The sequence below is a fragment of the Croceibacterium atlanticum genome, from assembly GCF_001008165.2.
Classification (GTDB): Bacteria; Pseudomonadota; Alphaproteobacteria; order Sphingomonadales; family Sphingomonadaceae; genus Croceibacterium_C; species Croceibacterium_C atlanticum.
In genome coordinates this window covers 2,069,518-2,092,146 of record NZ_CP011452.2, presented here as the reverse complement: position 1 = coordinate 2,092,146, position 22,629 = coordinate 2,069,518, and the positions used below count along the sequence as shown (strand labels likewise).

Below are 22,629 nucleotides of genomic sequence, written 5' to 3'. Positions count from 1 at the left end.
TCAACCGAACAGCAACAGCGAAAGGCGCCGCCTCTGGGATGCCACCCAGGCATCTTCCAGCCCGACCGCTTCGAAGATCTGCAACAGCTTGGCCTTGGCCGCGCCTTCATTCCATGCCGGATCGATTTCGATCATCTTCAGCAGCGTGTCCGCCGCTTCATCGCGCGAACCTGCGGCAAAGGCAGCCTGGGCGAAATCGAACTGGGCCTGCATATCGGCCGGACGTTCTGCCGCGGCGGCGCGCAGGGCCTGCAATTCGCTGTCATCGACATCGCTTCCCGCCAGTTCCAGCGCGCTGCCTGCCTGGGCCACCACGGGATCGGCTTTCAGATCTTCCGGCAGGGCATCGAACGCGGCCTGCGCTTCTTCCTTGTGGCCGGCAGCCAGCAATGCGCGAATCAGGCCGGACTGCACGCCGGGATCGTCCGGCGCCATCTGTGCGATCTGCATGAAAACCGATGCGGCCCGTTCGGCATCGCCTTCGGCCAGCAATTGTTCGCCCATGCCGACCAGCTGTTCCAGATCGGGCTGTTGCGAAGCGCCTTCATCGCCGGCACCTGCCTTGATCGGCAGTTTTTCCAGCAATTGGTCCAGCATCTGCTTCAATTGTGATTCGGTGCGGGCCGGGGTCAGATCCGCCACCGGCTGGCCCTGGAAAATCGCATAGACAGTGGGAATCGACCGCACCTGGAACTGGGCGGCGATGAATTGTTCCTCGTCCACATTCAGCTTGGCCAGCAGCACGCCCTTATCGGCATATTCTGCGGCGACCTTTTCCAGCACCGGCGTCAACGCCTTGCACGGTCCACACCATTCGGCCCAGAAATCGAGGATGACGAGCTTGTCGCGCGAGGGATCGACCACGTCCTTGCGGAACCGTTCGACTGCCTTCTGCTCATCGATATTAAGGCCCATGCTAGCCAAGGGGAGGTCTCCTGTCTGTCGCGATTTGGATTCGCACAATGTGGACCTTCAGGCGGATTTGTGAAGGGCATGTGCACGTTGTGACGGGAATGAGTTTTTTCCTCTTGCAGGTCGGCAAACCCGGTGATAGTTGCGCGCCTCCCCACCCGGAGCGGCAAGTTCCGGGGGCGCCAAGTGAGCGGGCGTAGCTCAGGGGTAGAGCACAACCTTGCCAAGGTTGGGGTCGAGGGTTCGAATCCCTTCGCCCGCTCCAGTTTTCCATGACAAATCAGCGAATTAGCGCCACGGCGCATTCCCTTTCGCTGGAGACAAAGCCGGTTGCGAGGGCTGTTGTCTCCACATTGTCTCCAGAAAATCGGCAAAATCAGGTTGGTTCTGGCGTCGAATAGCGAAGATTGCGGCGGCGTCGCCCTTTGGGCCGGGCTTTCGGTTTGCACCGGAGCCAAGCGTTGCCTGTCTCCGCCATGCGGCTTCAATCCCTGACGCGAGCGACGTTTCACGTCATGTCGTAAATCCGCATCTGCGAATTCGCGTCGTCCTCTGGATGCGGAGATCGGTCCAGGGCTGCGCCGACCCGATCGCGTTGTTTGTATCTCTCCCCGTCGGTGGGGTGGGCGACGCTTCCCTTTAGGTTCGCCGCGCCGGGGCGCAACGCGCTTTGCGCTTACTTCCTCTTCGTTTCAGCCCTCCGGGTGCGCCCCGGCTCTGACAGCGAACCAGCCGGTCGCTCCTTCGCCGCCCACCCCATTCCGGGGTGAGTGTGTGTTGAAGGAGAAGTGTGATGAACGCTGTTACCGAAACCACCGCTGCCGAGCCTGTGTCTGGCGTCGAGATTTTCGTGCCCCTGAACAAGCTCAAGAAGTCCCCGCGCAATGCGCGCAAGGTGCCGCACGGGGAAAGCGCCATCGAGGCGCTGGCCGCATCCATCGCGCACAAGGGGCTGATCCAGAACCTTGTCGTGGAACCCGCAGTAAAGGACGATGGAACGCCGACCGGCTTCTATTTCGTCACCGCTGGCGAAGGTCGCAGGCAGGCGATGCTGCTGTGCGCCAAGCGCAGGAAGATGAAGAAGTCCGACCCGGTGCGCTGCTGGCTCGACACCGAGAACGATCCGTCCGAGATCAGTCTGGACGAGAATGTCACCCGCACCCCCATGCACCCCGCCGACCAGTTCGAGCGGTTCCGCGAGCTTTCCGAAACCAAGGGTTGGGGCGCGCAGGAAATCGGCGCGCGGTTCGGCGTGTCCGCCCATGTCGTGAAGCAGCGGCTGCGCCTTGGTGCTGTGTCTCCGAAGCTGTTGCAGGTCTACCGCGAGGATGGGCTGACGCTGGATCAGTTGATGGCCTTTGCCATTACCGGGGACCACGACCGACAGGAGCAGGTGTTCGAGAGCCTGCATCATAACCGCGAGCCATGGATCATTCGGCGCGATCTGACCGCCGCCAATGTTCCCGGCCATGATCGCCGCGCGATCTTCGTGGGCGAGGCAGCTTATGAAGAAGCGGGCGGCACCATCATCCGCGACCTGTTTGCCGACGAAGGCGGCGGCTATTTCGAGGATGCGGGTTTGCTCGATATGCTGGCTATCGAGAAGCTGCGCGAGGTTGCTGCCGAAGTGCAGGCCGAGGGCTGGAAATGGGTCGAGGCGCATATCGACTATCCCCATGCCCACGGCATGCGGCGTTTCTATCCCGAAGCCGTTGCCCTGTCCGACGAGGACGAAAAGCGGTTGGAAGCGGCGTCAGCCCAGTATGACCAGCTTGTCGAGAATTTCGACTCCTATGACGAAATGCCGGAGGACGTGGCGGCCAAGGTCGAGGCGCTGGATGCGGAGATCGATGCGATTTCCGACAAGCGTCATGCCTATGATGCTAAACTGATCGCGCATGGCGGTGTGCTCGTGGTGCTCAACCATGATGGCACGGTCAGGATCGAGCGCGGTTTCGTTCGTGCCGAGGATGAGGTGCTGGCCGATCCGCAGCCCGAAGGTGAAAGCGAAGATGCTGCACCTGATACTGTCGAGGATGAACAGACCGACGATAGCGATGAAGGTGAGCAGGACATCGAAGACGACGAAGTCGGCAAGCCGATTTCCGATGCTCTGACCCGCGACCTGTCCGCGCACCGGACCCTTGCCCTTCGCGTGGCGCTTGGCGAGTGGCCCGACATGGCGTTGATCGCTATAACCCATACGCTGACTTCGCAACTGTTCTACAGCTTTGCCGAGGCCGGTTGCCTTGAGGTCCGTCCGACCGTGACGCCGCTGGGCAGTCATGCGGACGGGATCGAGGATACGCCGCTGGCAGCCAAGGCAAACGCGGCGCATGAGGCATGGGCCGAACGGATGCCCCGTGATGTGGCGGAACTGTGGACCTTCATATTCGCTCTGGACGATGAGGACCGGATGGCGCTGCTGGCGCATTGTGTGGCCTGCACCGTCAATGCGCTGCATCTGCCGTGGGATCGCAAGCCCCGGTCGCTGCAAACCGCCGACAGGCTGGCGAGTGCGCTGGCGCTCGACATGGCGAAGGACTGGACGCCCACCGTGGGCAGCTATCTTGGCCGTGTCACCAAGGCGCATATCGTCGAGGCCGTGACCGAAGGCGTATCGGAGGATGCCGCGCGCCGGATCGTGGACATGAAGAAAGCCGACATGGCGCAGTCCGCCGAGCAGCTTCTGGCCGGGACCGGATGGTTGCCTGCGATCCTGCGGACGCCGGACACGGAAGCGGAGCAGCCATCAGAGGCCGAGGCTCCCGAAGCGCAAGCCGAGGACGGCGAAGACTTCTACGCCGTCGCCGCCGAATAGCGGCATGAAGCCGGGGCCGCCTGAGCGGTCCCGGCCTTCATTTGACACCTGCTGAAAATTGCGGCCGCGCCCCATCGGGCGCGGCCGTATTGTTATGCGTCGGATCGACGCCGCTGAGAATTTACCCGGCTCGGCAGTTCAAATCGAACGGGGACCAAGCAGGATAATGGCCGCTCCAACAAGACAGACGGAGGCACCGGTAATATCCCATCGATCGGGGCGCAGCCCTTCAATCGCCCACAGCCAGCCCAGTGAGGCAGCAATATAGACGCCGCCATAGGCAGCATAGGTACGTCCCGCCGCATCGCTGTCGACCAGGGTTAGCAACCACGCGAACAAGGCGAGCGAGATCATGCCCGGGACAAGCCAGAATGGTGACTTGCCGAGCCGCAGCCATGCCCAGAAGGAGAAGCATCCTGCGATCTCGGCCAAGGCTGCGCCGAGATAGGCGAACGGTGTGAGGTTCACAGGGTCTCTCCTGAAGTGGCAGGCGGTGCGAGCGCCTCGATGATCCGGCAATCCCCGACCGTGCCGCCCTTGCAGGAGTCGAGTAATGCCGACAGCTCGCTACGAAGCGCAGTCAGATCGGCGATCTTGCGCTCGACCTCGGCAAGGTGATCGCGGGCCAAGGCATCGACCGTGGCGCAATCGCGTGACCGATCATCCGACAGTGACAGCAACGCCCGCACCTGGTCGAGCGGGAAGCCGAGATCGCGTGCCCGGCGAATGAATGAGAGCCGGCCCAGTTCCGCCTTCCCATAGGAGCGGTAATTGCCCGAAGTTCGTTCAGGCTTCGCCAGCAATCCGATCCGCTCGTAATAGCGGATCGTTTCGACCTTGGTGCCCGTCGCCTTGCCCAGTTCGCCGATCGTGAATGCCATGCCCTTGACCCTGTAGTTGCTACAGGGTGCATATAGGCGGTCGCATCGGAAGAATCGAGGTAACGGATATGGCAGGCGGATGCTGCGGCGGTTGTGAAACGACTGCACCGACCGAGGACAAGGCATGGCGGCGGGTGCTGTGGATCGTGCTTGCCATTAATGCCGGAATGTTCGGTGTCGAGATGGTGGCGGGGGTTGCGGCGCATTCGGCATCGCTCAAGGCCGACGCGCTCGACTTTCTCGGGGATGCCGCCAACTATGCGATCAGCCTCGGCGTTGCCGGCATGGCACTGCAATGGCGCGCGCGGGCCGCATGGCTCAAGGGCGCCTCGCTGCTCCTGCTCGGTCTGTGGATTCTCGGCAGCACCGCATGGATGGCGATTGCAGGCACACTTCCCCGAGCTGAGACGATGGGCATTATCGGCGTGCTGGCGTTCATCGCCAATCTTGCTTGCGCGATCATGCTGTGGCGGCACCGCGAGGGCGACGCCAACCGCAGGTCGGTATGGATCTGCTCGCGCAATGACGCGATCGGCAATGTGGCCGTGGTCGCCGCCGCGCTCGGCGTGTTCGGCACGGGTACCGCCTGGCCCGATATCGCCGTTGCCATGATCCTCGCCAGTCTTGGTGTCAGCGGCGGCTGGCAGATCGTCCGGCAGGCGCGGTCTGAATTGCGGGGACTTTCGGGAAGTAGGGCACGCGCGGCCACCTGAGGCGCTCAATTTGCCCTTGTGTGGTATGGAGAGCGTTCTGTTCGGCAGGTGCCGAAACACCTGCATCTGTGGCTTAGGGATTCCGATCGCACACCTGCATTCTCTGTTCCCTGCCGTCAGAACCACACCCACACGGCCTCTCTCATGGCTGGTCTGACCGGAGGCAGCTTCGCCCGATCGGCTATGCCGCAATGACGGGTACGCCGCTTTTTTCCGCCGCCTGACGGCTTTGCATCGCGAAACAAAAAAGCGGCTTGCCACCATCCTCCGCTTCGCTGCGGTCCCTTTGGGATGCGCCGCCGATCGCTCCGGTCCCTTGAACCGCCATCGAGGCCGCGATGGGCGTGGTCCGAGCAACACGAAAGGACTTACGACATGGCCACCATCGGCACCTTCACCGCCAACGACAACGGCGAACTGGTCGGCAATATCAGGACGCTCACTCTCAACACCCAGACAATTCTCCGCCCCGTCGACAAGGACGGCGAGAAGTCCCCCGACTTCCGCGTCAGTACCGGCGATCTCGACATCGGCGCGGCCTGGAAGAAGACCAGTCGCGAAGGCCGCGACTATATCTCGGTCAAGCTGGACGATCCGAGCTTCCTGGCTCCCGTCTATGCCACACTTTCCGAGACCGACACCGCCGGCGAATACGTCCTCATTTGGTCGCGCTGACGGCCACCAGCGCCCCACCCTTTCGGGCGGGGCGCATCCATCATCGGATGGATGACCGGCTTTCGTCTTGCGGTCATCGCCATCGCCAGCTAACACTTGCGAGTGAATCGCAATAAGCGGCATGAGGGGATAGCGCAGAAAGGACAGATCGATGACCCGCCATTTCCCTCCGCCAAGCCTCGACGATGCCGCGCATCGTTCATTGCTTGTCGAGGCGGCACGGTGCTGGCGCAATGCGCGCGATACAGGTCAATCGGTCCAGCCCCGTCTCTACAAGATTCTCGCTTCCCAGAATTGCGAGATGCTTGCCCCCGTGTTCGATAGCCTGATGCACCTATGCGAAGACGCACTCGGTCGTCCGGTCGCTATCGGTGAAGCCGCGGCACTGTCGGGCGATGAGCATCTGCTGCTTGGCTTGATCGATGGATCGAAGCCGCGCCGCGCCTGCATCGACTGCGCCGAAGGCGCCGCCTCGGCTCTCGATTGTGCCATCTGCTCGACACGGATCATGATGGGCCTCACCCTTGTTCATGACACCGGCGATGTTCCTCGGCGCATGATTGCCACCCAAACCGTTCCGCCCGTTATGAGCTGAGGGGCGGATACGGCGGGATGGGTAAATATGATGCTCTAGGCACGTTCCTGAGGCGCTGGCGCCGCCGCAACGATGCCGAAGGCGTCGAACTGCGCTTCGCGCATATCGAGGACATTATCGGCGGCCTGCTGCCACGCGGCGCGGCTGAGCCCGAATGGTGGTGCGCGAACGGGCGCGCCGACGCTCATGCGCCGCATCGCCGGGCCTGGCTCGATGCCGGGTTCGAGGCGATTGCCGAACCCAAGGCCGAGACGGTCTATTTCAAGAAACGGCCCACGCTCTGACCAGCGTGGGATGACCTTTGCGGGCGCGGCTGACGCCGCGCCATGATGGCTAAGGGCTTCGCCCTCGCGCCGGTCAAGGGAAGCTTCGCCGTCCTGGCCGGTGTCCCCGGCCTTCCTCCATTCCATTGCGTGCAGGCCGGGCGATCCCCCTCCGGCCCGGCCGCCCTTGTCCGTTGCTACCCCAGTCTCGCCGACGGGCAGGGTTTCAGCGCGGCGCTTCCCGCTGCGCGGAAACCCAAGGAAGGATTTGACCATGAGCTATCACACCCTCGCCACCCGGTTCGGTCGCAATGCCCATCAGATCAGCGGGCGCGAGCCGCTCGATAACGAGGCGCTTTACAGCCACGTCCCCTCGATCTTTGCCAGCGAAGCGCATGACAGCCGTTCGGACCGCTATGTCTACGTACCCACAATCGACATTGTGGAGGGGTTGCGCCGGGAAGGATGGTTCCCGTTCTTCGCCGTCCAGTCGGTGCCGCGCGACGGAAGCCGCCACGGCCACGCCAAGCATATGCTTCGCCTGCGCCGCGATGAAGGCATCGGCAAGCCCGAAGCCGCCGAAGTTATCATCGTCAACAGCCATGACGGGACCAGTGCCTACCAGATGTTCGCCGGGATGCTGCGTTTTGTCTGCACCAATTCCATGATTGCGGGCGAGCGGTTCGAAGAAGTGCGCGTTCCCCACAAGGGCAATATCCAGCATGACATCATCGAAGGTGTTTACACTGTGGCCGAGGACTTCCCCCGGCTGATCGATGCCAGTGAAGGTATGAAGGAAATCCAGCTTGGCGAAGATGAGCAGCGCGTGCTCGCCGAAGCCAGCCTTGTCGCCCGCTATGGCGAGGACGAAAGTCCGCTGCGCCCCGAACAGATCATCGAGCCGCGCCGCCACGAGGACCGGGGCCGCAGTCTCTGGACGACTTTCAACGTCATTCAGGAAAATGTCGTTCGCGGCGGTCTGTCAGGCCGCAAGCGCAATGCGCGAGGCCGTATCCGCCGCAGCACGACCCGCGCGATTAACGGCATCGACCAGAATGTCACGCTCAACCGGGCGCTCTGGACCCTGGCCGAAGGGATGCAGCGCCTCAAGGCGGGCTGACCGCAATCCCGTGGAGCCGGAAACCCGGCTCCACAGTTTTCTGTATTTGCACAGTTACGGAACTACGATTTTACGTTTCGCAGGCCCTGTGCTGATCCGGCCGCGCGTCCCGGCAGGTCCGCGGGGCCGGTCGAATATGCGTGCTCGCCGGGCCATAGCCCGGCTCGCGATTTGACTATTTCCATTCACCGAAAGCGACTATAATAGTCGTTTACGTAGCGAACAACGCGTAGGTTGTGGAGGTGATCGTGCATGATCACTTCCCGCCAAGTGCGGGCCGCTCGTGCGCTTCTGGGTTGGACACAGGAGATGCTAGCAGACAAGGCCCTTGTTGCGCTCACTGCGCTCAAGCGCCTGGAATCGGAGAACAACCTGTCCGTGCGCGACGTTACACGCCATCAGGTGGTCAAGGCGCTGGAAAGCGCAGGGATCGTTGTCCTCGATTCGGACAGGGGACAAGGAGTGCTTCTCGTGAGCGAAGCCCAGAGCGAACCGAACGAATAGCGCCATGCAAGGCGCCAGCATTTATCCGCATTTTCTCCGACCGCTATAGCAGGCGCGGGACAATTGCTCCGCGTCGTAATGGTGTATGTGCCCCGAGACGCCACGCGCCAGAACAATGGCTGAATGCGGAGCGAAGCGATGACGATACCCGCTTTCGAAGACCGCGCGCCCGATGCGGCGCATGTCACCGACTATGACGAACGCCATCACCACACCTATTGGCGGCTGCTCGATGCCGCAGCGGAAAATGCCGATTGGCGCGAGGCCGCCGCGATCATATTTGGGATCGACCCAGAGGCCGAACCCGAGCGCGCGCGCCTGGTGCATGACTCCCATCTCGCGCGTGCGCGCTGGATGACCGAAACCGGCTATCGCCATTATCTGCGCCCTCCCGAATCCTAAGGCCGGGATGGGACTGCGGAGCCAAACTGGCAGCCAACGTAGCCAGACCGCTGACTTGAAACGGCTATGCGCCCGCGCGCTCGACAGGGCTTCTGCCCAGCTGCTCGGCTGAGAACATCTTCCGCTGCGCTCCAAAAGAGAGCCACGCTTGGGAGAGGTTCGATGCCGCCTGAGAGGGACTGGCGCACGCCCCCGGAGGAAGCCAGGGACGAGACGCTGCAATATTCGGACATTGCGATGGGCTATCTCAGTCGCAACGCCCGTTATCGTACCGAATATCGCCGCGCTATCGGCAGGGTGAAGCGTGGAGCGGTCAAATCCGACGACGCCACCGCCGCCTTGGTGCTGCGATGGGGGATCAGCTTCCATACGGACCCGTCCGCCGCTTTCGATGCGAAGCTGGCGGTCGCGCGGCCGAGTCTTTCGCCGACCGAAATAGTTCTGGCTCCGGCGCTCTCGGGGATTGCCGCCGAGCGGCTTGACCCGAAGTCGCTGGGGGACATTCGCGCTTGCATCACCATCGGCGATTTCCGCCATTTCATTCTCGCCGACAAGGATGGCGATGAGCACCTCTGGGTCGCTGGTTCGTTTGGCCGTCCGCTGGCCATGATGCTGCCGTTCGAGACCGACCCACTGGTTCGCCTCGCATCCGCCGAGCGCTTCTGTCGCCGCCTGCTCGGCATGGCGGTCGGGCCACCGCCACTACGGCCAACACAGTTCCGGCGGCATCATTTGCTCACCTTGTTGCAGGTGCTCGACGGGCATGATGCCGGTGCCACCCGCCGGGAACTCGCGGCGGCGCTGATTGATCGCGATGTGCGCGATTACAGCGCTGCCGACTGGAACGGCAGCCGCGAGCGCAAGCGCATTTCTCGCTGGATAAAGGACGCCGTCGAACTGCGCGACGGTGGCTATATTCGTCTGCTGCGCGGCGGTTGAGGGGGACATTTCCGGCACCCTGACTTCTGTCTCTTCTCCGACGCGCATCCGGTTCGCCATCATCGCCTCCTGTCCGCCGGTCCCGCTCATCGGGTCCGGCTATCATCTGGAGGATCATCATGAGCGAACCGGCAGCCGCCACCACGCCACGCTATCTCAAGACGCCCGATGCGGCGGTCCATCTCGGCCTTTCGGCCCGGACGCTCGAAAAGCATCGCTGCTATGGAACCGGGCCGGTTTTTCGCAAGCTCGGCGGCCGTATCGTCTATGCCATCGAAGACCTCGACGCCTGGGCCGCACTCGGCACCCGCCGTTCGACTTCCGATCCCGGCAAAGGTGTCGTCCATCCGGCCAAGCGCCTGCCCACTGATTGCGTGCGCCGCTGAGACCCATGGGCGTTGCAAAGCCTCCTTCCGGCCGCTGCGGCGCCGAACGGACGCAGCTGGAACTGTTCCGTTCGGTCCCCGGCGATCTCGCGCCACGCGATGCGCAGGATCTCATGGCCTGGCCGTTCTTCAGCCTCGCCAAGAGCAGGCGCATTGCGCCGATCGACTTCAATATGGGCAAGACCCGGATATCGGTCGAGGCCGTGCCCGAACATGGCATGGCGACCATTTGGGATGCCGACGTGCTGATCTGGGCGGCAAGCCAGCTCATCGAGGCGCGCGATGCCGGCCGGCCCACTTCGCGTCTCATGATAACGACGCCGCACGAGATATTGGCGTTCACCCGGCGCGGCACCGGCAAGGCAAGCTACGAACGGCTCAAGGCTGCGCTCGACCGGCTGCAATCCACCACTGTCGCAACGTCGATCCGGCAGGAGCATCAGCGTCGCCGTCATCGCTTCTCGTGGATCAACGAATGGCGTGAACTAGCGGACGGCCAGGGCCGGGCGCTCGGGATCGAGTTGATCCTGCCGGACTGGTTCTATGCTGGTGTGCTCGACCGCGCGCTCGTGCTGACGATAGACCGGGCCTATTTCGATCTGACTGGCGGATTGGAGCGCTGGCTTTACCGCATCGTGCGCAAGCATGGCGGGAGGCAGGAAGGCGGGTGGAGCTTCGACATTCCCCACCTTCACAAGAAGTCCGGCGTACTTTCGCCGCTGCGCCGCTTCGCTTTCGAGCTGCGCGGGATCGTCGCCCGCCAGCCGCTGCCTGGCTACGTCCTCAGACTCGAACATGCACTTGGCCGCGATCGGCTGAACTTCGCGCCGATCCCTGTCGATCCGCTCGATGCTGCCATGCGCCGTATGGGCTTCGACGCTGTGGATAACCGGTCATGAGGTTCGGACTATCGGGAACGCCCGGACTCGGACCATCAGGAACGGGATCCTCGGACTATCGGGAACACGAGTGGCCCGCGAGGCCGCAGAAATCCTCGCAGAATCGCACCCCTTCTAACAGTGCTAATAGAATCGAATCCTTCGGATTCTTGCTAACGCAACTCGCCGCTGTGGACAGATCGCGCGCTGCGTCGCCGGCAAGGCGTCTGCTCGACGGTGGCTCACAGGAGATCGGCAATGAATAACGACGCACCCAGCGGTGTGCGCCGAGGCTGCGCATTGGGCTCGGCACGCAAGCAGCTGACCGAAGTCGAGCTGACCTGGATCGAGAAGAAGTTCGAGCACTGGATACGCTTCGGCCGGATCGCGCAGGACCGCATCGTCACGCGCAGAACCCGCATCGTCGGCTTCCGACCCGGCGCGATCTTCGCCTTCGTGCGCTGGATGGCGAACGACTATGGAACGATCAGTTCACGCATTGATGTGCTGCGCGCGGTCGCGCCCGACGAAGCCTACACGACACTGCCCTTCGTGCGGCCCGGCGGTGAAATCCTGCTGCACATCGAAGGCTGGCCGAAGGTCAACGAGGTGTTGTCCGCGATCGACAGCGTGGAGGCGGCCGGTGTCGATCCCTGCGATGCCGCGCCCGATCATTGGCGCCATGTTCACAACCGTATCGCGGCCGGGCAGAGCCCGCGGCCCTATACGATGGAACGCCACCTTGCCTGGCTCAAGCGCCGGGAGATCGAGGATTGACCCGCTTCGGCTATGTCATCGCCACGCTCGTTATCGCGCAGGTGTTCATCGTTCTGTTCGTCGCGGTGGCGCTTGCCGATCCGCGTCCGCGCGTGATCTGGAATGCCAGCGCGAGCGCACCGATCGGTCTCTACCGGATACATGCCGACCCCGATCCACAGACGGGAGCGCTGGTAGCCGTCACGCCGCCGCGACCATGGGCACACTGGATGGCAGAGCGCGGCTATCTCCCGGAAGGTGTGCCCCTCCTCAAGCATGTCGCGGCAATAGCCGGACAGCGCATTTGCCGCATCGGCAACATGGTCAGTGTCGATCGCCAGCCCGTTGCCGTTGCGCTGGATCGCGACAGCCGAGGTCGCCCGCTGCCCGTCTGGCAGGGGTGCCACAAACTCCGGTCGGGCGAATTTCTGTTTATGAACCCGTCCGTGCCCGATAGCCTGGACGGCCGCTATTTCGGCCCGCTTGAGGCAGCAACAATGCTGGGCCGCGCGACGCCGATGCTTACGCGCGATACGGCGGATGGTCCGCTCGTCTGGCGGGGAATCGTGCCATGAACTGCCGGTGTCTTGCAATCGCCCTGGTATTGGCCGTGCAGATGGCCGGTTCGTCGCCGGTCGCTGCGGAACCTGCGCCCGGCATTGCCACGGCCCATCCTTATGCAGCGCATGTGGCCGATGCAGCGCGGCGGTTCGGCATTCCCCAGGACTGGATATGGGCAGTCATGCGCATCGAAAGCAACGGTGAGAGGCGCGCTGTTTCGTCCGCCGGAGCGATGGGCCTGATGCAGATCATGCCCGCAACCTGGGCCAACCTGCGCGCGCGTTATCGTCTCGGATCGGACCCGTTCGATCCGCGCGACAACATCATGGCGGGCGCAGCCTATCTGCGCGAGATGCACGACCGCTACGGCAACGCCGCTGCCATGCTGGCCGCCTACAATGCGGGGCCCGGCCGCTATGAACAGTATCTTTCACGCGGTCGTCCGCTGCCACGCGAGACGCGCGCCTATCTCACGAAGCTGACAGCGGTCACGGGTAATTCCGGCTACGCGACGCTTGCTGCGGCGCCACCGCCCGATCCACTCGCCTGGCGCCGCGCGCGCCTGTTTCCAGCGCGGGCAGATGGCATCCCGGCCACTGAGGATGCGGTGACTGACGAAGCTTCGGATTCTTCGCCGACCGCGCCACCCGGTGCTGTCGAGCCGCCGGCAAACGGTCTTTTCGTATCGCTTTCAGGGCAATGACGGCTGTTGCCACCTACAGCGCCCAATGGCGTGCTCTCCGACCCGCTGGAGGGCGGCAGAGCAGTGACAAGTCTATTGAATTGACGAAGAAAAATCGATTGCCGCTGTATTTGGCGAGGACTTGGCGGCGCGCACGAAGGGTGCGCCGCCTGCGTCCGTTGCTGATCTTGCTTGCACCTCTGCGGCGCTCGGCGCTTCCTCCGCTCCGGTTAAACGGAAGCGAAGGAGTCGGGTGATGGAGTACTTTGCAGGGCTCGATGTGTCGATCGAGGAGACCGCCAGCCCGTTGCCGTTGCGCTGGATCGCGACAGCCGAGGTCGCCCGCTGCCCGTCTGGCAGGGGTGCCACAAACTCCGGTCGGGCGAATTTCTGTTTATGAACCCGTCCGTGCCCGATAGCTTGGACGGCCGCTATTTCGGCCCGCTTGAGGCAGCAACAATGCTGGGCCGCGCGACGCCGATGCTTACGCGCGATACGGCGGATGGTCCGCTCGTCTGGCGGGGAATCGTGCCATGAACTGCCGGTGTCTTGCAATCGCCCTGGTATTGGCCGTGCAGATGGCCGGTTCGTCGCCGGTCGCTGCGGAACCTGCGCCCGGCATTGCCACGGCCCATCCTTATGCAGCGCATGTGGCCGATGCAGCGCGGCGGTTCGGCATTCCCCAGGACTGGATATGGGCAGTCATGCGCATCGAAAGCAACGGTGAGAGGCGCGCTGTTTCGTCCGCCGGAGCGATGGGCCTGATGCAGATCATGCCCGCAACCTGGGCCAACCTGCGCGCGCGTTATCGTCTCGGATCGGACCCGTTCGATCCGCGCGACAACATCATGGCGGGCGCAGCCTATCTGCGCGAGATGCACGACCGCTACGGCAACGCCGCTGCCATGCTGGCCGCCTACAATGCGGGGCCCGGCCGCTATGAACAGTATCTTTCACGCGGTCGTCCGCTGCCACGCGAGACGCGCGCCTATCTCACGAAGCTGACAGCGGTCACGGGTAATTCCGGCTACGCGACGCTTGCTGCGGCGCCACCGCCCGATCCACTCGCCTGGCGCCGCGCGCGCCTGTTTCCAGCGCGGGCAGATGGCATCCCGGCCACTGAGGATGCGGTGACTGACGAAGCTTCGGATTCTTCGCCGACCGCGCCACCCGGTGCTGTCGAGCCGCCGGCAAACGGTCTTTTCGTATCGCTTTCAGGGCAATGACGGCTGTTGCCACCTACAGCGCCCAATGGCGTGCTCTCCGACCCGCTGGAGGGCGGCAGAGCAGTGACAAGTCTATTGAATTGACGAAGAAAAATCGATTGCCGCTGTATTTGGCGAGGACTTGGCGGCGCGCACGAAGGGTGCGCCGCCTGCGTCCGTTGCTGATCTTGCTTGCACCTCTGCGGCGCTCGGCGCTTCCTCCGCTCCGGTTAAACGGAAGCGAAGGAGTCGGGTGATGGAGTACTTTGCAGGGCTCGATGTGTCGATCGAGGAGACCGCCAGCCCGTTGCCGTTGCGCTGGATCGCGACAGCCGAGGTCGCCCGCTGCCCGTCTGGCAGGGGTGCCACAAACTCCGGTCGGGCGAATTTCTGTTTATGAACCCGTCCGTGCCTGACAGCCTGGACGGCCGCTATTTCGGACCGCTTTCGGCCACGACACTGCTGGGCCGCGCGACGCCGATGCTTACGCGCGATACGGCGGATGGTCCGCTCGTCTGGCGGGGAATCGCGCCATGAAACGCAGGCCATTTGCCACCACTTTGGCAATCGCTTTGCAGATGGTCGGCTTGCCTTCGGCTACGGCAGAACCTGCACACGGCACTCCCGGAGTCCATCCCTACGCAGTGCATGTGGCCGATGCAGCGCGGCGGTTCGGCATTCCCCAGGACTGGATATGGGCAGTCATGCGCATCGAAAGCAACGGTGAGAGGCGCGCTGTTTCGTCCGCCGGAGCGATGGGCCTGATGCAGATCATGCCCGCAACCTGGGCCAACCTGCGCGCGCGTTATCGTCTCGGATCGGACCCGTTCGATCCGCGCGACAACATCATGGCGGGCGCAGCCTATCTGCGCGAGATGCACGACCGCTACGGCAACGCCGCTGCCATGCTGGCCGCCTACAATGCGGGGCCCGGCCGCTATGAACAGTATCTTTCACGCGGTCGTCCGCTGCCACGCGAGACGCGCGCCTATCTCACGAAGCTGACAGCGGTCACGGGTAATTCCGGCTACGCGACGCTTGCTGCGGCGCCACCGCCCGATCCACTCGCCTGGCGCCGCGCGCGCCTGTTTCCAGCGCGGGCAGATGGCATCCCGGCCACTGAGGATGCGGTGACTGACGAAGCTTCGGATTCTTCGCCGACCGCGCCACCCGGTGCTGTCGAGCCGCCGGCAAACGGTCTTTTCGTATCGCTTTCAGGGCAATGACGGCTGTTGCCACCTACAGCGCCCAATGGCGTGCTCTCCGCCCCGCTGGAGGGCGGCAGAGCAGTGACAAGTCTATTGAATTGACGAAGAAAAATCGATTGCCGCTGTATTTGGCGAGGACTTGGCGGCGCGCACGAAGGGTGCGCCGCCTGCGTCCGTTGCTGATCTTGCTTGCACCTCTGCGGCGCTCGGCGCTTCCTCCGCTCCGGTTAAACGGAAGCGAAGGAGTCGGGTGATGGAGTACTTTGCAGGGCTCGATGTGTCGATCGAGGAGACCGCGATCTGTGTGGTTGGCGATGACGGCAAGGTGGTGCTGGAGACCGAAGTCCCGACCGATCCGCAGCAGATCGCCGATGCGCTGGAGCGCTATGCCGGACGCCTGCGCCGGGTCGGTCACGAAGCAGGATCGATCTCGCCCTGGCTGCATGCCGGGATGCTGGCGCTGGGGCTCCCGGCCGTGTGTCTGGAGACCCGCCACGTGCGCGCAGCGCTGTCGGCCCAGCGCAACAAGACCGATGCCGCCGATGCACTCGGCATCGCGCATATCATGCGCACGGGCTGGTTCCGCGAGGCGCATATTAAAACGGAAGACTGCTACCGGATCCGCCTGCTGCTGGTGCAGCGGCGCAACCTGAAGCGCAAGTTCCTCGATATCGAGAACGCCATCCGCCACTCATTGAAGGTGTTCGGGATCCGTCTCGGCAAGGTCGGCCGCGGATCGATGGAGAAGGCCGTGCGCGAGGCGGTTGCAGGCGATGCGATGACCGCCGGGCTGATGGACTGCATGCTCAGAGCCCGCGCAGCGCTGTGGGAGGAGTATCTCATCCTGCACAAGCTGGTCACCCAGCTGGCGATGCGCGACGAGCTGTGCCGCAGGTTCATGGCGATCCCCGGCGTCGGCCCGGTGACCTCCCTGAGCTTCAAGAGTGCGATCGACGATCCCGCCCGGTTCCGCCGGTCGCGCAATGTCGCTGCCTATTTTGGGCTCACCTCGCGCCGCTGGCAGTCGGGTAGCTCGATCGACGTAAAGGGGCGGATCAGCAAGGCGGGTGATCCCGATGTGCGCTGCGCGCTCTATGAAGCTGCATCCGCGATGCTCACCCGGTTCAAGGGCCGCGATACGATCAAGAGCTGGGGGCTGAAGCTCGCCAAGACCAAGTGCCACGCCAAGGCGCGTGTCGCGGTCGCCCGCAAGCTTGCCATCGTGATGCACGCAATGTGGCGCGACGGCACGTTCTATGTCGGCGATCCCGACCGGGATGCGCACGAGATCGACAGCGTGAACGCTTCGAAGCTGCGGCGTCTGAGCTACGCGCGGTCATGAACATGAACACACCAGGTGCAGCCGGCTGACGGCTCGACGACATGAAGGAGGTCCGCTGAGGCGGCAAAGGAATGATACAGACCAGGAAAACGGGAAGCACGATATCTTGCCTGCGGCCGCGCACAGCGGACCGCGCTCGATTGCCTGTGACGATGCCCCGTAATTCCGATAGCGACATGTGCCGCGCAGGCCAAAGTATCGCCTCGATGCAGAGCGATACCGGCCTCGATGAGCACGGAAGACTGCACGGCGTATCAGACCTGTCCAACGACTTCGCAGACCTGCGCACAAGCGCGTCGAATAGTTGGTCCTTTAGTGCTAAAGAGAGGAAACGACGATGGCGAATACTTGCTCAAAAACGAAGCCAAATAAGACGGCAAGATAAAAGCCGCGATGTGCCGAGCCATCTGCAGCCGGTCGTGGCCTTGTTTTACAAGGCTTTGCGGCGTTCCGCCGCGAGGTGCGCGCCCGATGGCGCGATGTGTAGCATGTGCCGCTTTCCGCCGTTTGTGCGGGCTTGCCGCACATCGCAGGCCCGAACATGACCGACGACAGCGATTTCCGTGTCCGGCCAGGCCGCATCCGCACGCGGCGCGGGCAACGCGCACGGCCCGCCATCGCGCAGGCTCTTGCCGCCGCCCAGCGAGCTGGAGGCCTTGGCGCGGGACGCGCGCGATCTTCAGGTGTGGGGTTTTCGACCTTCGGACGCGGGCGTGCGGCGAGCATTCGCGCCGCCCATCGCCTCGGTGGCCGGGCTCGCAACGTCGTAATCAAGGCGCGCGTGGTCCGGCATGGAGGCCGCTCGTCGCTTGGTGCACATCTCGATTACCTGCAACGCGACGGCGTCACCCGTGATGGCGAGCGTGGCATGCTATTCGGGACCGAGGGTGACGAATTCGACCGTAGCGAGTTTGCCGCGCGCTGCGAGGATGACCGGCACCATTTCCGCTTTATCGTCTCGCCCAAAGACGCCGGGCAAATGCGCGACCTCAAGACTTTCACGCGGGAACTGATGACGCAGATGGAACGGGATCTCGGCACCCGTCTCGACTGGCGCGGGGTCGAGCACTGGAACACCGACAACCCCCATGTCCATGTCATCGTTCGCGGCGTCGGCGAGGACGGCCGCGATCTCGTGATTTCGCGTGACTATATCCGCGAGGGAATGCGGGCACAGGCGCGCGAGATCGTCACGCAGGAACTCGGCCTGCGCACCGATCTCGAAATCCGCCAGTCGTTGGAGCGGCAAGTCGATGCCGAACGCTGGACCGATATCGATCACCGATTGGCACGAGAGCGCGACCGCAACGGCATCATCGACACTGCGCCCGAACGGGGAGCGCGGCCCGGTCCGGATCATGCGCTGCGCATCGGCCGCTTGCGCAAGCTCGAAGGGCTCGGCCTCGCCAGCGAGGTGGCGCCCGGTCAGTGGACCATGCGTGGCGATGCCGAAACCGCGCTGCGCGAATTGCAGGCGCGTGGTGACATCATCAAGCGGATGCACCGCGCCATGACAGAGCGGGGCATCGACCGGGGCGTCGGCAGTTATGTGCTTGAACCCGAACCTGGGCAGCCTCTAATGGGCAGGCTGGTCGAGCGTGGGTTGCACGACGAGCTGACCGGCAGGGCCTATGCGATCGTCGACGGCATCGACGGACGCACGCACCATATCCAGCTTCCCGACATCGCCGCAACCGGCGATTGCAGGCCCGGCGCAGTCGTCGAGCTAAGGCACTTCGAGGATCGCAAAGGCCGACAGCGGATGGCACTGGCCGTGCGCTCGGACTTCGACCTGAACGCACAGGTCCGCGCGCCCGGTGCTACCTGGCTCGATCGCCGAAACCTGTCGGGCGATGGACGTGATCTCGGGGGCGGTTTCGGGGCGGAGGTTCGGGTCGCGATGGAAGCACGGGCGGAGCATCTCGCCGACGAGGGCCTGGCGCGGCGGCAGGGGCGACGGATCATCTTCGCCCGCAATCTGCTCGATACGCTCCGGCGGCGGGAACTGGATGCCACCGCTGAGAAACTGTCGGCGGAAATCGGCCTGCCGCATACTCCGTCACAGACCGGCGATTACGTCACGGGCACGGTGCGCCAGCGTCTGAACCTTGGCTCGGGTCGCTTTGCCATGATCGACAATGGGCTCGGATTTCAGCTCGTGCCCTGGTCCCCCTCGCTCGACCGGCAGATGGGCAAGCACATCTCCGGCGTCATGCGTGGCGACGGCGGCGTGGACTGGTCGTTAGGGCGCGGACGGGGGTTGGGGCTATAATGTCGCGAACTGGGCCGAAAACGGACCGGCTGCTTTGAGGAGATAGTTCATAGAAACGGACTTTCAGATTTCACCGTGATCGCGGAACGACAACAAGACTGAGCCTTGGGCATGAGGACTCCGATGAATGAGGATTCGAAGAGTAAGTGGCAGTTGAACGCTGACGCTGAGACTACGGTTGCAATGCTTAGTCGCGAACCTCACTCTCGGCTTTTATCGTTTCGGGTCGGGTAAGACGCTGACCTTCAATCTCCGGATCGCTTGCTTGGCCTGAGTCTGATGGTTTTGTCTCCGGCGCTCGCGATGCTTCAGTGGCTTGCGGCCCGCTTTGCCGTAACTCACTTGCCCGTTCCGGATTCGCTGACGTACGCGTCAGCGCGCCAACTCCAACCGAATTAAACGCGTAACAGATTGGGTCGAGCGACAGCAGCAAGACGAATGCACCGAACGCCCTAACTAGATGTTGATGAGTTACCTTGATCCTCGTCACCTTGGCGTTGACCGCGTCCCTCGACCTACGCGACGCCAGCAATGTGCTTCGCGTCAGGTTTGTTAAGGGTCGCGGCGTTCGCCAGGCGGCTGCAATTTCGCCCTCCACGACCCGCTGAAATCCCGATACCTGAAGTGTTTTGAAGGCGTGGTACCCAGCCCCCGCAACATACATAGTTGCAAGGAACATCATCCCAAGCTTGAGGCCTTCGGGAGCCGGGCCAGACTTGTCTTCCCAGGTGGCGGCCTGGAGTGTGATTACGAGTGGAACTAGGGCCGCTAGAACCGCCAGATAGGTTGTCGCCTTGCTCTCTGCAGTTCGAACCCTCTCGGTTTCTGCTTCTGCCACTCGCTGCGCTTCATCAAGGGCCCGTTCCGGTTCTATTGAGAACTTGGCCGAGTTGATCGCAGTGATATCCCGGTCGAACGAAGCCTTTTGCGCCTTGTCCTCGTCGACCGTCAAAGGTTCGATATAGGGAAAGACAGCATCCACCCAGTTCGTCCATTTCATGCAGACAGCCCTTTGGCGATGGCGGCGCTAATTGGCGCACCGGTCCTCTGCTCGATCCAAGCCCATTGTCCGTTAGGATTCGCCTCGAGGAACCAATACTCCCCGTCCTTATCCTCGACGAGATCGATGGCGGAATAGCGGAGGCCGAGCGCGCGGGTAACCGCCACGCACGCGCGCTCCACGTCACCTGGCAGTGCGGTGGCGCGATGCACGAGGTCGGTTCTGACCCCTCTGCGCCAGTCGACGGCGGTCTCCTCGAAATCTTGCGAATCTATAGCGGTGGCGAAGACCTGATCGTCGACGACGATTACCCGAACGTCGGATCGTTTGCGCACTTCTTCCTGCAAAATGACGGGAGCGAGTTCGATCCCGGCTGTCTCGCCCTTGAGCGACGATCCGAGACGCGAAGTGAAGATGACTTTTCCGCGCTCGCCGTCGTCTATGAGAGCGTGACGCAGCGGCTTTGCGACGGCGCCGCCGCGCTCGGAAAAGGCGATGGCGTGGTCGGGATGGTTGGTGACCAAGGTCTCCGGCACGTTGAAACCCAAGCGCCGTGCGATCGTCAGCTGCCGCGGCTTGTCTTCGGCGCGCAGGATCGCAAAAGGGCAGTTCAGCCAGCGGCCGTCGAGGGCATTCCAGATGGATCTCAGGAGGGCGGACCATTCGGCTTGCAGATATTCGGCGGTCGCAGGGTCGCGCTCCTCGAAGTCCGGTGGCATCGGGCGCCGGTAATAGGCTCCGGTGATGTCGCGAAGATCCAACGTCCTGTCTTGTCCTTCAAGCCGCAGCCTTCCAGGATCACCGTTCGGAAGAACCGCGTGATAGGTATGGATATCTTCGGTGTTCAGCCTGAAGAATTCCATTCCGCGGCGTTCGAGTTCGAGCACGACGAAGTCGGTCGTGACGTCCCGCCGGTTAGTAGCCAGGAGGATCAACCGTCCGCTTTCGCCGGAATCACGCCACGCCCTTTACCTGATCGTCCGTTTCCTGCTGGACATCGGTCTTGGTCTGTATTTCGGGCAAGGCTAGCGACGCGTCTTGGTCGTCAGCCTCCTGTCTCACTTTCGTAAGGGTTGAGGTCTCCGCCATGGCACCTCGCTCCTGATCGTGATCGTCGGCTTCGACCTGAGTCATGGTCTTGGTGTGCGTCTGCGCGAGCAGGTCTGCCGCTTGTTCAACAATGGGCCGGGAGAGACCTTCAATGTCGATCACCCAAAGCTGCCTGATCTCGCAATAGCGTCCCGCCATCTCCTGAACTTCGTAGCTTCGTTGCGTAGCGAACCGCATAAGAAAGGGTTCCGCATCACGCCTCGCGGCAGCGGCGCTTGTAGCAGTTCTCATACTTGCTCCCCTCTCGTCTCAGTATCGTTCCGGCCAGCGCGCGTGCAGCACCTCAGCCTGCCTTTCGACCGCTTACTTCAGGCCCTCTGGCGTTCCCGGATCTCGGTTTCGCCAGCAACAATCAGGTCACCAACATAGTCCCGAGACGGGGAGGTAGGGGGCTCTCTGGCCTCACCGACTTCTATCGCATCACAGATCAATTTGGCTACATACGGCGCGTCATCACCCCACCAGGGCACAATTGCACTGCTAAGGATTCGACGAAAACCGTCAAGGGTCTCGATATCAAGGAACAACAGACTCGCCAACTCGGCCATCGTTCGGTCACCAGTCGCTAGAATAAAGCGCTGACTATTGTAGTTTGCTGTCTTCACCCGCTGCACGAACTCGCTGAGATAGGTAATATCCCAGGCTGCATTTCGAATACCAGCCAACGCTCTCTCCCGGTCTGGCGACCTCAGGTGCTTCATCATCCGAGCTCTTGCGGCGCGGGGAGACAGGTACATTGTGGCGAACATGGCGGCAGGGCCAGCTACGATGAAATCCGAAACCATCCACTCGAAGAGTGCGCGCGCCTTCGCCCTTCTCGCCAAGGGCGAGAGCTCCAGGCTCGCGATTTTCAGCGCCACGGCGTAGTTGCGGACCCAGCGATTTAACGGAGCGGCAAGGTCGACAAACCCTTTGGCTGCGGGCGAAAGCACAGGCAGCTTCGAAGCGCGGCCCAATGCGATATCCAGCCATGTTTGGTGCCGATTTTGATCGGCGACCCGAAACCAGGACAGCTCTTCCAGTGCTGCATCATTTCCCTGACGGTGTGCTAGTTCATGAAACGCGATGGAAGGCTCGATGTCGAAATCGACGGTTTGACAAAGCGCCATAATCTCCGCTGCCAGCTGGCTCGTCGGCTCCGCCGGGCGCGCCAGGCCTGTCCGAGCTATCCTCGCCATCCGGGAAACAATGTTCCTGTCTGGCATCACCACCGTTTGGACACCTTCGATCAGCGCTGCATATGTTATAGTTTCCAGACGCAGAAACCCCGCAGGGGCTGGAATGAACCCTGGGACGAGGGCTTGGGATCCTTCGAGTCTATGTATGATCGTTCGCACATCCTCGGCAGGGAAGTCTGGCCTCAAGCAAATCATCGCAGTGGCATCGTCTTCCAACATGACTCTT

General features: G+C 62.8%; 25 protein-coding genes, 1 tRNA gene and 2 pseudogenes. 21 read left to right on the top strand and 7 right to left on the bottom strand.

The annotated features are described in order from the left end of the window. On the bottom strand, positions 1-915 hold the full coding sequence (locus WYH_RS09895; RefSeq protein WP_046903703.1) for a tetratricopeptide repeat protein: 915 nt from the start codon (positions 913-915) through the stop codon (positions 1-3). A 187-nt stretch (positions 916-1,102) separates the two neighbouring features. On the opposite strand from WYH_RS09895, the gene WYH_RS09890 reads away from it, so the two are divergent. Both WYH_RS09890 and WYH_RS09885 read left to right on the top strand, forming a co-directional pair. Next, positions 1,103-1,177: transfer RNA gene (locus tag WYH_RS09890), tRNA-Gly, on the top strand. Positions 1,178-1,705: 528 nt separating this feature from the next. After that, positions 1,706-3,733, top strand: coding sequence for a ParB/RepB/Spo0J family partition protein (locus WYH_RS09885; protein WP_046903702.1), 2,028 nt, complete (start codon positions 1,706-1,708; stop codon positions 3,731-3,733). 138 nt (positions 3,734-3,871) lie between these two features. On the opposite strand, the gene WYH_RS09880 is transcribed toward WYH_RS09885, so the two are convergent. Both WYH_RS09880 and WYH_RS09875 read right to left on the bottom strand, forming a co-directional pair. After that, on the bottom strand, positions 3,872-4,201 hold the full coding sequence (locus WYH_RS09880) for a YnfA family protein (RefSeq protein WP_046903701.1): 330 nt from the start codon (positions 4,199-4,201) through the stop codon (positions 3,872-3,874). Further along, complete coding sequence (locus tag WYH_RS09875; protein WP_046903700.1) at positions 4,198-4,614, bottom strand: MerR family transcriptional regulator; 417 nt, start codon at positions 4,612-4,614, stop codon at positions 4,198-4,200. Before WYH_RS09875 ends, WYH_RS09880 begins: the two co-directional genes overlap by 4 nt. Positions 4,615-4,682: 68 nt before the next feature. Between WYH_RS09875 and WYH_RS09870 the strand changes: the two genes are divergently transcribed. The 19 genes and pseudogenes from WYH_RS09870 (at position 4,683) to WYH_RS09790 (ending at position 19,115) form a co-directional block, all read left to right on the top strand. Then, positions 4,683-5,327 (top strand): cation efflux transmembrane domain-containing protein, encoded by a 645-nt coding sequence (locus tag WYH_RS09870; RefSeq protein ID WP_046903699.1) that lies wholly within the window; start codon positions 4,683-4,685, stop codon positions 5,325-5,327. 375 nt (positions 5,328-5,702) lie between these two features. Beyond that, on the top strand, positions 5,703-6,002 hold the full coding sequence (locus WYH_RS09865; protein ID WP_046903698.1) for a DUF736 domain-containing protein: 300 nt from the start codon (positions 5,703-5,705) through the stop codon (positions 6,000-6,002). A 151-nt stretch (positions 6,003-6,153) separates the two neighbouring features. Beyond that, entirely contained in the window at positions 6,154-6,597 is a 444-nt protein-coding gene (locus WYH_RS09860) for a hypothetical protein (protein WP_046903697.1), read from the top strand. Between the two features lie 17 nt (positions 6,598-6,614). Then, positions 6,615-6,881: a DUF7662 domain-containing protein gene (locus WYH_RS09855; RefSeq protein WP_046903696.1), complete on the top strand. Its 267-nt coding sequence runs from the start codon at positions 6,615-6,617 to the stop codon at positions 6,879-6,881. A 253-nt stretch (positions 6,882-7,134) separates the two neighbouring features. Further along, on the top strand, positions 7,135-7,980 hold the full coding sequence (locus WYH_RS09850) for a DUF932 domain-containing protein (RefSeq protein WP_046903695.1): 846 nt from the start codon (positions 7,135-7,137) through the stop codon (positions 7,978-7,980). A gap of 252 nt (positions 7,981-8,232) precedes the next feature. After that, a complete protein-coding gene (locus tag WYH_RS09845; protein WP_046903694.1) occupies positions 8,233-8,484 on the top strand; it encodes a helix-turn-helix domain-containing protein in 252 nt (83 codons plus the stop codon). 138 nt (positions 8,485-8,622) lie between these two features. Beyond that, positions 8,623-8,886 (top strand): DNA -binding domain-containing protein, encoded by a 264-nt coding sequence (locus tag WYH_RS09840; protein ID WP_046905036.1) that lies wholly within the window; start codon positions 8,623-8,625, stop codon positions 8,884-8,886. A 162-nt stretch (positions 8,887-9,048) separates the two neighbouring features. Beyond that, the gene (locus WYH_RS09835) at positions 9,049-9,825 is read left to right on the top strand and encodes a DUF2285 domain-containing protein (RefSeq protein WP_046903693.1); all 777 of its coding nucleotides are present in this window, start codon (positions 9,049-9,051) and stop codon (positions 9,823-9,825) included. Positions 9,826-9,944: 119 nt separating this feature from the next. Next, a complete protein-coding gene (locus tag WYH_RS09830; protein WP_046903692.1) occupies positions 9,945-10,211 on the top strand; it encodes a helix-turn-helix transcriptional regulator in 267 nt (88 codons plus the stop codon). A gap of 5 nt (positions 10,212-10,216) precedes the next feature. Further along, the gene (locus WYH_RS09825) at positions 10,217-11,110 is read left to right on the top strand and encodes a replication initiator protein A (protein WP_046903691.1); all 894 of its coding nucleotides are present in this window, start codon (positions 10,217-10,219) and stop codon (positions 11,108-11,110) included. A gap of 237 nt (positions 11,111-11,347) precedes the next feature. Then, positions 11,348-11,866 carry a DUF2840 domain-containing protein gene (locus WYH_RS09820; protein WP_046903690.1) on the top strand — a complete coding sequence of 173 codons (519 nt, stop codon included), beginning with the start codon at positions 11,348-11,350 and terminating at the stop codon, positions 11,864-11,866. Then, positions 11,863-12,420 carry a S26 family signal peptidase gene (locus tag WYH_RS09815; protein ID WP_046903689.1) on the top strand — a complete coding sequence of 186 codons (558 nt, stop codon included), beginning with the start codon at positions 11,863-11,865 and terminating at the stop codon, positions 12,418-12,420. The genes WYH_RS09820 and WYH_RS09815 overlap by 4 nt, the downstream gene beginning before the upstream one ends. Then, complete coding sequence (locus WYH_RS09810) at positions 12,417-13,109, top strand: lytic transglycosylase domain-containing protein (RefSeq protein ID WP_046903688.1); 693 nt, start codon at positions 12,417-12,419, stop codon at positions 13,107-13,109. The genes WYH_RS09815 and WYH_RS09810 overlap by 4 nt, the downstream gene beginning before the upstream one ends. A 288-nt stretch (positions 13,110-13,397) precedes the next feature. Further along, positions 13,398-13,625, top strand: a pseudogene (locus WYH_RS16560) (S26 family signal peptidase); the annotation flags it as partial. After that, entirely contained in the window at positions 13,622-14,314 is a 693-nt protein-coding gene (locus WYH_RS09805; protein WP_046903688.1) for a lytic transglycosylase domain-containing protein, read from the top strand. The pseudogene WYH_RS16560 and the gene WYH_RS09805, both read left to right, overlap by 4 nt. A 288-nt stretch (positions 14,315-14,602) precedes the next feature. Next, positions 14,603-14,830: pseudogene (locus WYH_RS16555) on the top strand (S26 family signal peptidase); the annotation flags it as partial. A 41-nt stretch (positions 14,831-14,871) separates the two neighbouring features. Further along, a complete protein-coding gene (locus WYH_RS09800; protein ID WP_156320188.1) occupies positions 14,872-15,519 on the top strand; it encodes a lytic transglycosylase domain-containing protein in 648 nt (215 codons plus the stop codon). A 235-nt stretch (positions 15,520-15,754) separates the two neighbouring features. After that, positions 15,755-16,843 carry an IS110 family RNA-guided transposase gene (locus WYH_RS09795; RefSeq protein WP_046903686.1) on the top strand — a complete coding sequence of 363 codons (1,089 nt, stop codon included), beginning with the start codon at positions 15,755-15,757 and terminating at the stop codon, positions 16,841-16,843. Positions 16,844-17,384: 541 nt separating this feature from the next. Next, on the top strand, positions 17,385-19,115 hold the full coding sequence (locus tag WYH_RS09790) for a relaxase/mobilization nuclease domain-containing protein (RefSeq protein WP_046905033.1): 1,731 nt from the start codon (positions 17,385-17,387) through the stop codon (positions 19,113-19,115). 187 nt (positions 19,116-19,302) lie between these two features. Here WYH_RS09790 and WYH_RS09785 read toward each other — a convergent pair whose 3' ends face one another. The 4 genes from WYH_RS09785 to WYH_RS09770 all read right to left on the bottom strand — a co-directional run bounded on the left by WYH_RS09785 (position 19,303) and on the right by WYH_RS09770 (position 22,622). After that, positions 19,303-20,115 (bottom strand): hypothetical protein, encoded by an 813-nt coding sequence (locus WYH_RS09785; RefSeq protein WP_046903685.1) that lies wholly within the window; start codon positions 20,113-20,115, stop codon positions 19,303-19,305. Further along, positions 20,112-21,050 carry an MvdC/MvdD family ATP grasp protein gene (locus tag WYH_RS09780; protein WP_046903684.1) on the bottom strand — a complete coding sequence of 313 codons (939 nt, stop codon included), beginning with the start codon at positions 21,048-21,050 and terminating at the stop codon, positions 20,112-20,114. The genes WYH_RS09785 and WYH_RS09780 overlap by 4 nt, the downstream gene beginning before the upstream one ends. 19 nt (positions 21,051-21,069) lie before the next feature. After that, complete coding sequence (locus tag WYH_RS09775) at positions 21,070-21,456, bottom strand: hypothetical protein (protein ID WP_046903683.1); 387 nt, start codon at positions 21,454-21,456, stop codon at positions 21,070-21,072. A 77-nt stretch (positions 21,457-21,533) separates the two neighbouring features. Then, positions 21,534-22,622, bottom strand: a complete 1,089-nt coding sequence (locus WYH_RS09770) for a hypothetical protein (protein ID WP_053833522.1) — start codon at positions 22,620-22,622, stop codon at positions 21,534-21,536. Positions 22,623-22,629 lie beyond the last annotated feature (7 nt).

Excerpts from the sequence above, each read along its gene's own strand:
- WYH_RS09800 (WP_156320188.1), top strand. The coding sequence starts at position 14,872 with ATGGTCGGCTTGCCTTCGGCTACGGCAGAACCTGCACACGGCACTCCC.
- WYH_RS09865 (WP_046903698.1), top strand. The coding sequence starts at position 5,703 with ATGGCCACCATCGGCACCTTCACCGCCAACGACAACGGCGAACTGGTC.
- WYH_RS09850 (WP_046903695.1), top strand. The coding sequence starts at position 7,135 with ATGAGCTATCACACCCTCGCCACCCGGTTCGGTCGCAATGCCCATCAG.
- WYH_RS09860 (WP_046903697.1), top strand. The coding sequence starts at position 6,154 with ATGACCCGCCATTTCCCTCCGCCAAGCCTCGACGATGCCGCGCATCGT.
- WYH_RS09830 (WP_046903692.1), top strand. The coding sequence starts at position 9,945 with ATGAGCGAACCGGCAGCCGCCACCACGCCACGCTATCTCAAGACGCCC.
- WYH_RS09835 (WP_046903693.1), top strand. The coding sequence starts at position 9,049 with ATGCCGCCTGAGAGGGACTGGCGCACGCCCCCGGAGGAAGCCAGGGAC.
- WYH_RS09805 (WP_046903688.1), top strand. The coding sequence starts at position 13,622 with ATGAACTGCCGGTGTCTTGCAATCGCCCTGGTATTGGCCGTGCAGATG.
- WYH_RS09825 (WP_046903691.1), top strand. The coding sequence starts at position 10,217 with ATGGGCGTTGCAAAGCCTCCTTCCGGCCGCTGCGGCGCCGAACGGACG.
- WYH_RS09840 (WP_046905036.1), top strand. The coding sequence starts at position 8,623 with ATGACGATACCCGCTTTCGAAGACCGCGCGCCCGATGCGGCGCATGTC.
- WYH_RS09855 (WP_046903696.1), top strand. The coding sequence starts at position 6,615 with ATGGGTAAATATGATGCTCTAGGCACGTTCCTGAGGCGCTGGCGCCGC.
- WYH_RS09770 (WP_053833522.1), bottom strand. The coding sequence starts at position 22,622 with ATGTTGGAAGACGATGCCACTGCGATGATTTGCTTGAGGCCAGACTTC.
- WYH_RS09810 (WP_046903688.1), top strand. The coding sequence starts at position 12,417 with ATGAACTGCCGGTGTCTTGCAATCGCCCTGGTATTGGCCGTGCAGATG.
- WYH_RS09775 (WP_046903683.1), bottom strand. The coding sequence starts at position 21,456 with ATGAGAACTGCTACAAGCGCCGCTGCCGCGAGGCGTGATGCGGAACCC.
- WYH_RS09870 (WP_046903699.1), top strand. The coding sequence starts at position 4,683 with ATGGCAGGCGGATGCTGCGGCGGTTGTGAAACGACTGCACCGACCGAG.
- WYH_RS09845 (WP_046903694.1), top strand. The coding sequence starts at position 8,233 with ATGATCACTTCCCGCCAAGTGCGGGCCGCTCGTGCGCTTCTGGGTTGG.
- WYH_RS09820 (WP_046903690.1), top strand. The coding sequence starts at position 11,348 with ATGAATAACGACGCACCCAGCGGTGTGCGCCGAGGCTGCGCATTGGGC.
- WYH_RS09895 (WP_046903703.1), bottom strand. The coding sequence starts at position 915 with ATGGGCCTTAATATCGATGAGCAGAAGGCAGTCGAACGGTTCCGCAAG.
- WYH_RS09790 (WP_046905033.1), top strand. The coding sequence starts at position 17,385 with ATGACCGACGACAGCGATTTCCGTGTCCGGCCAGGCCGCATCCGCACG.
- WYH_RS09875 (WP_046903700.1), bottom strand. The coding sequence starts at position 4,614 with ATGGCATTCACGATCGGCGAACTGGGCAAGGCGACGGGCACCAAGGTC.
- WYH_RS09785 (WP_046903685.1), bottom strand. The coding sequence starts at position 20,115 with ATGAAATGGACGAACTGGGTGGATGCTGTCTTTCCCTATATCGAACCT.
- WYH_RS09795 (WP_046903686.1), top strand. The coding sequence starts at position 15,755 with ATGGAGTACTTTGCAGGGCTCGATGTGTCGATCGAGGAGACCGCGATC.
- WYH_RS09885 (WP_046903702.1), top strand. The coding sequence starts at position 1,706 with ATGAACGCTGTTACCGAAACCACCGCTGCCGAGCCTGTGTCTGGCGTC.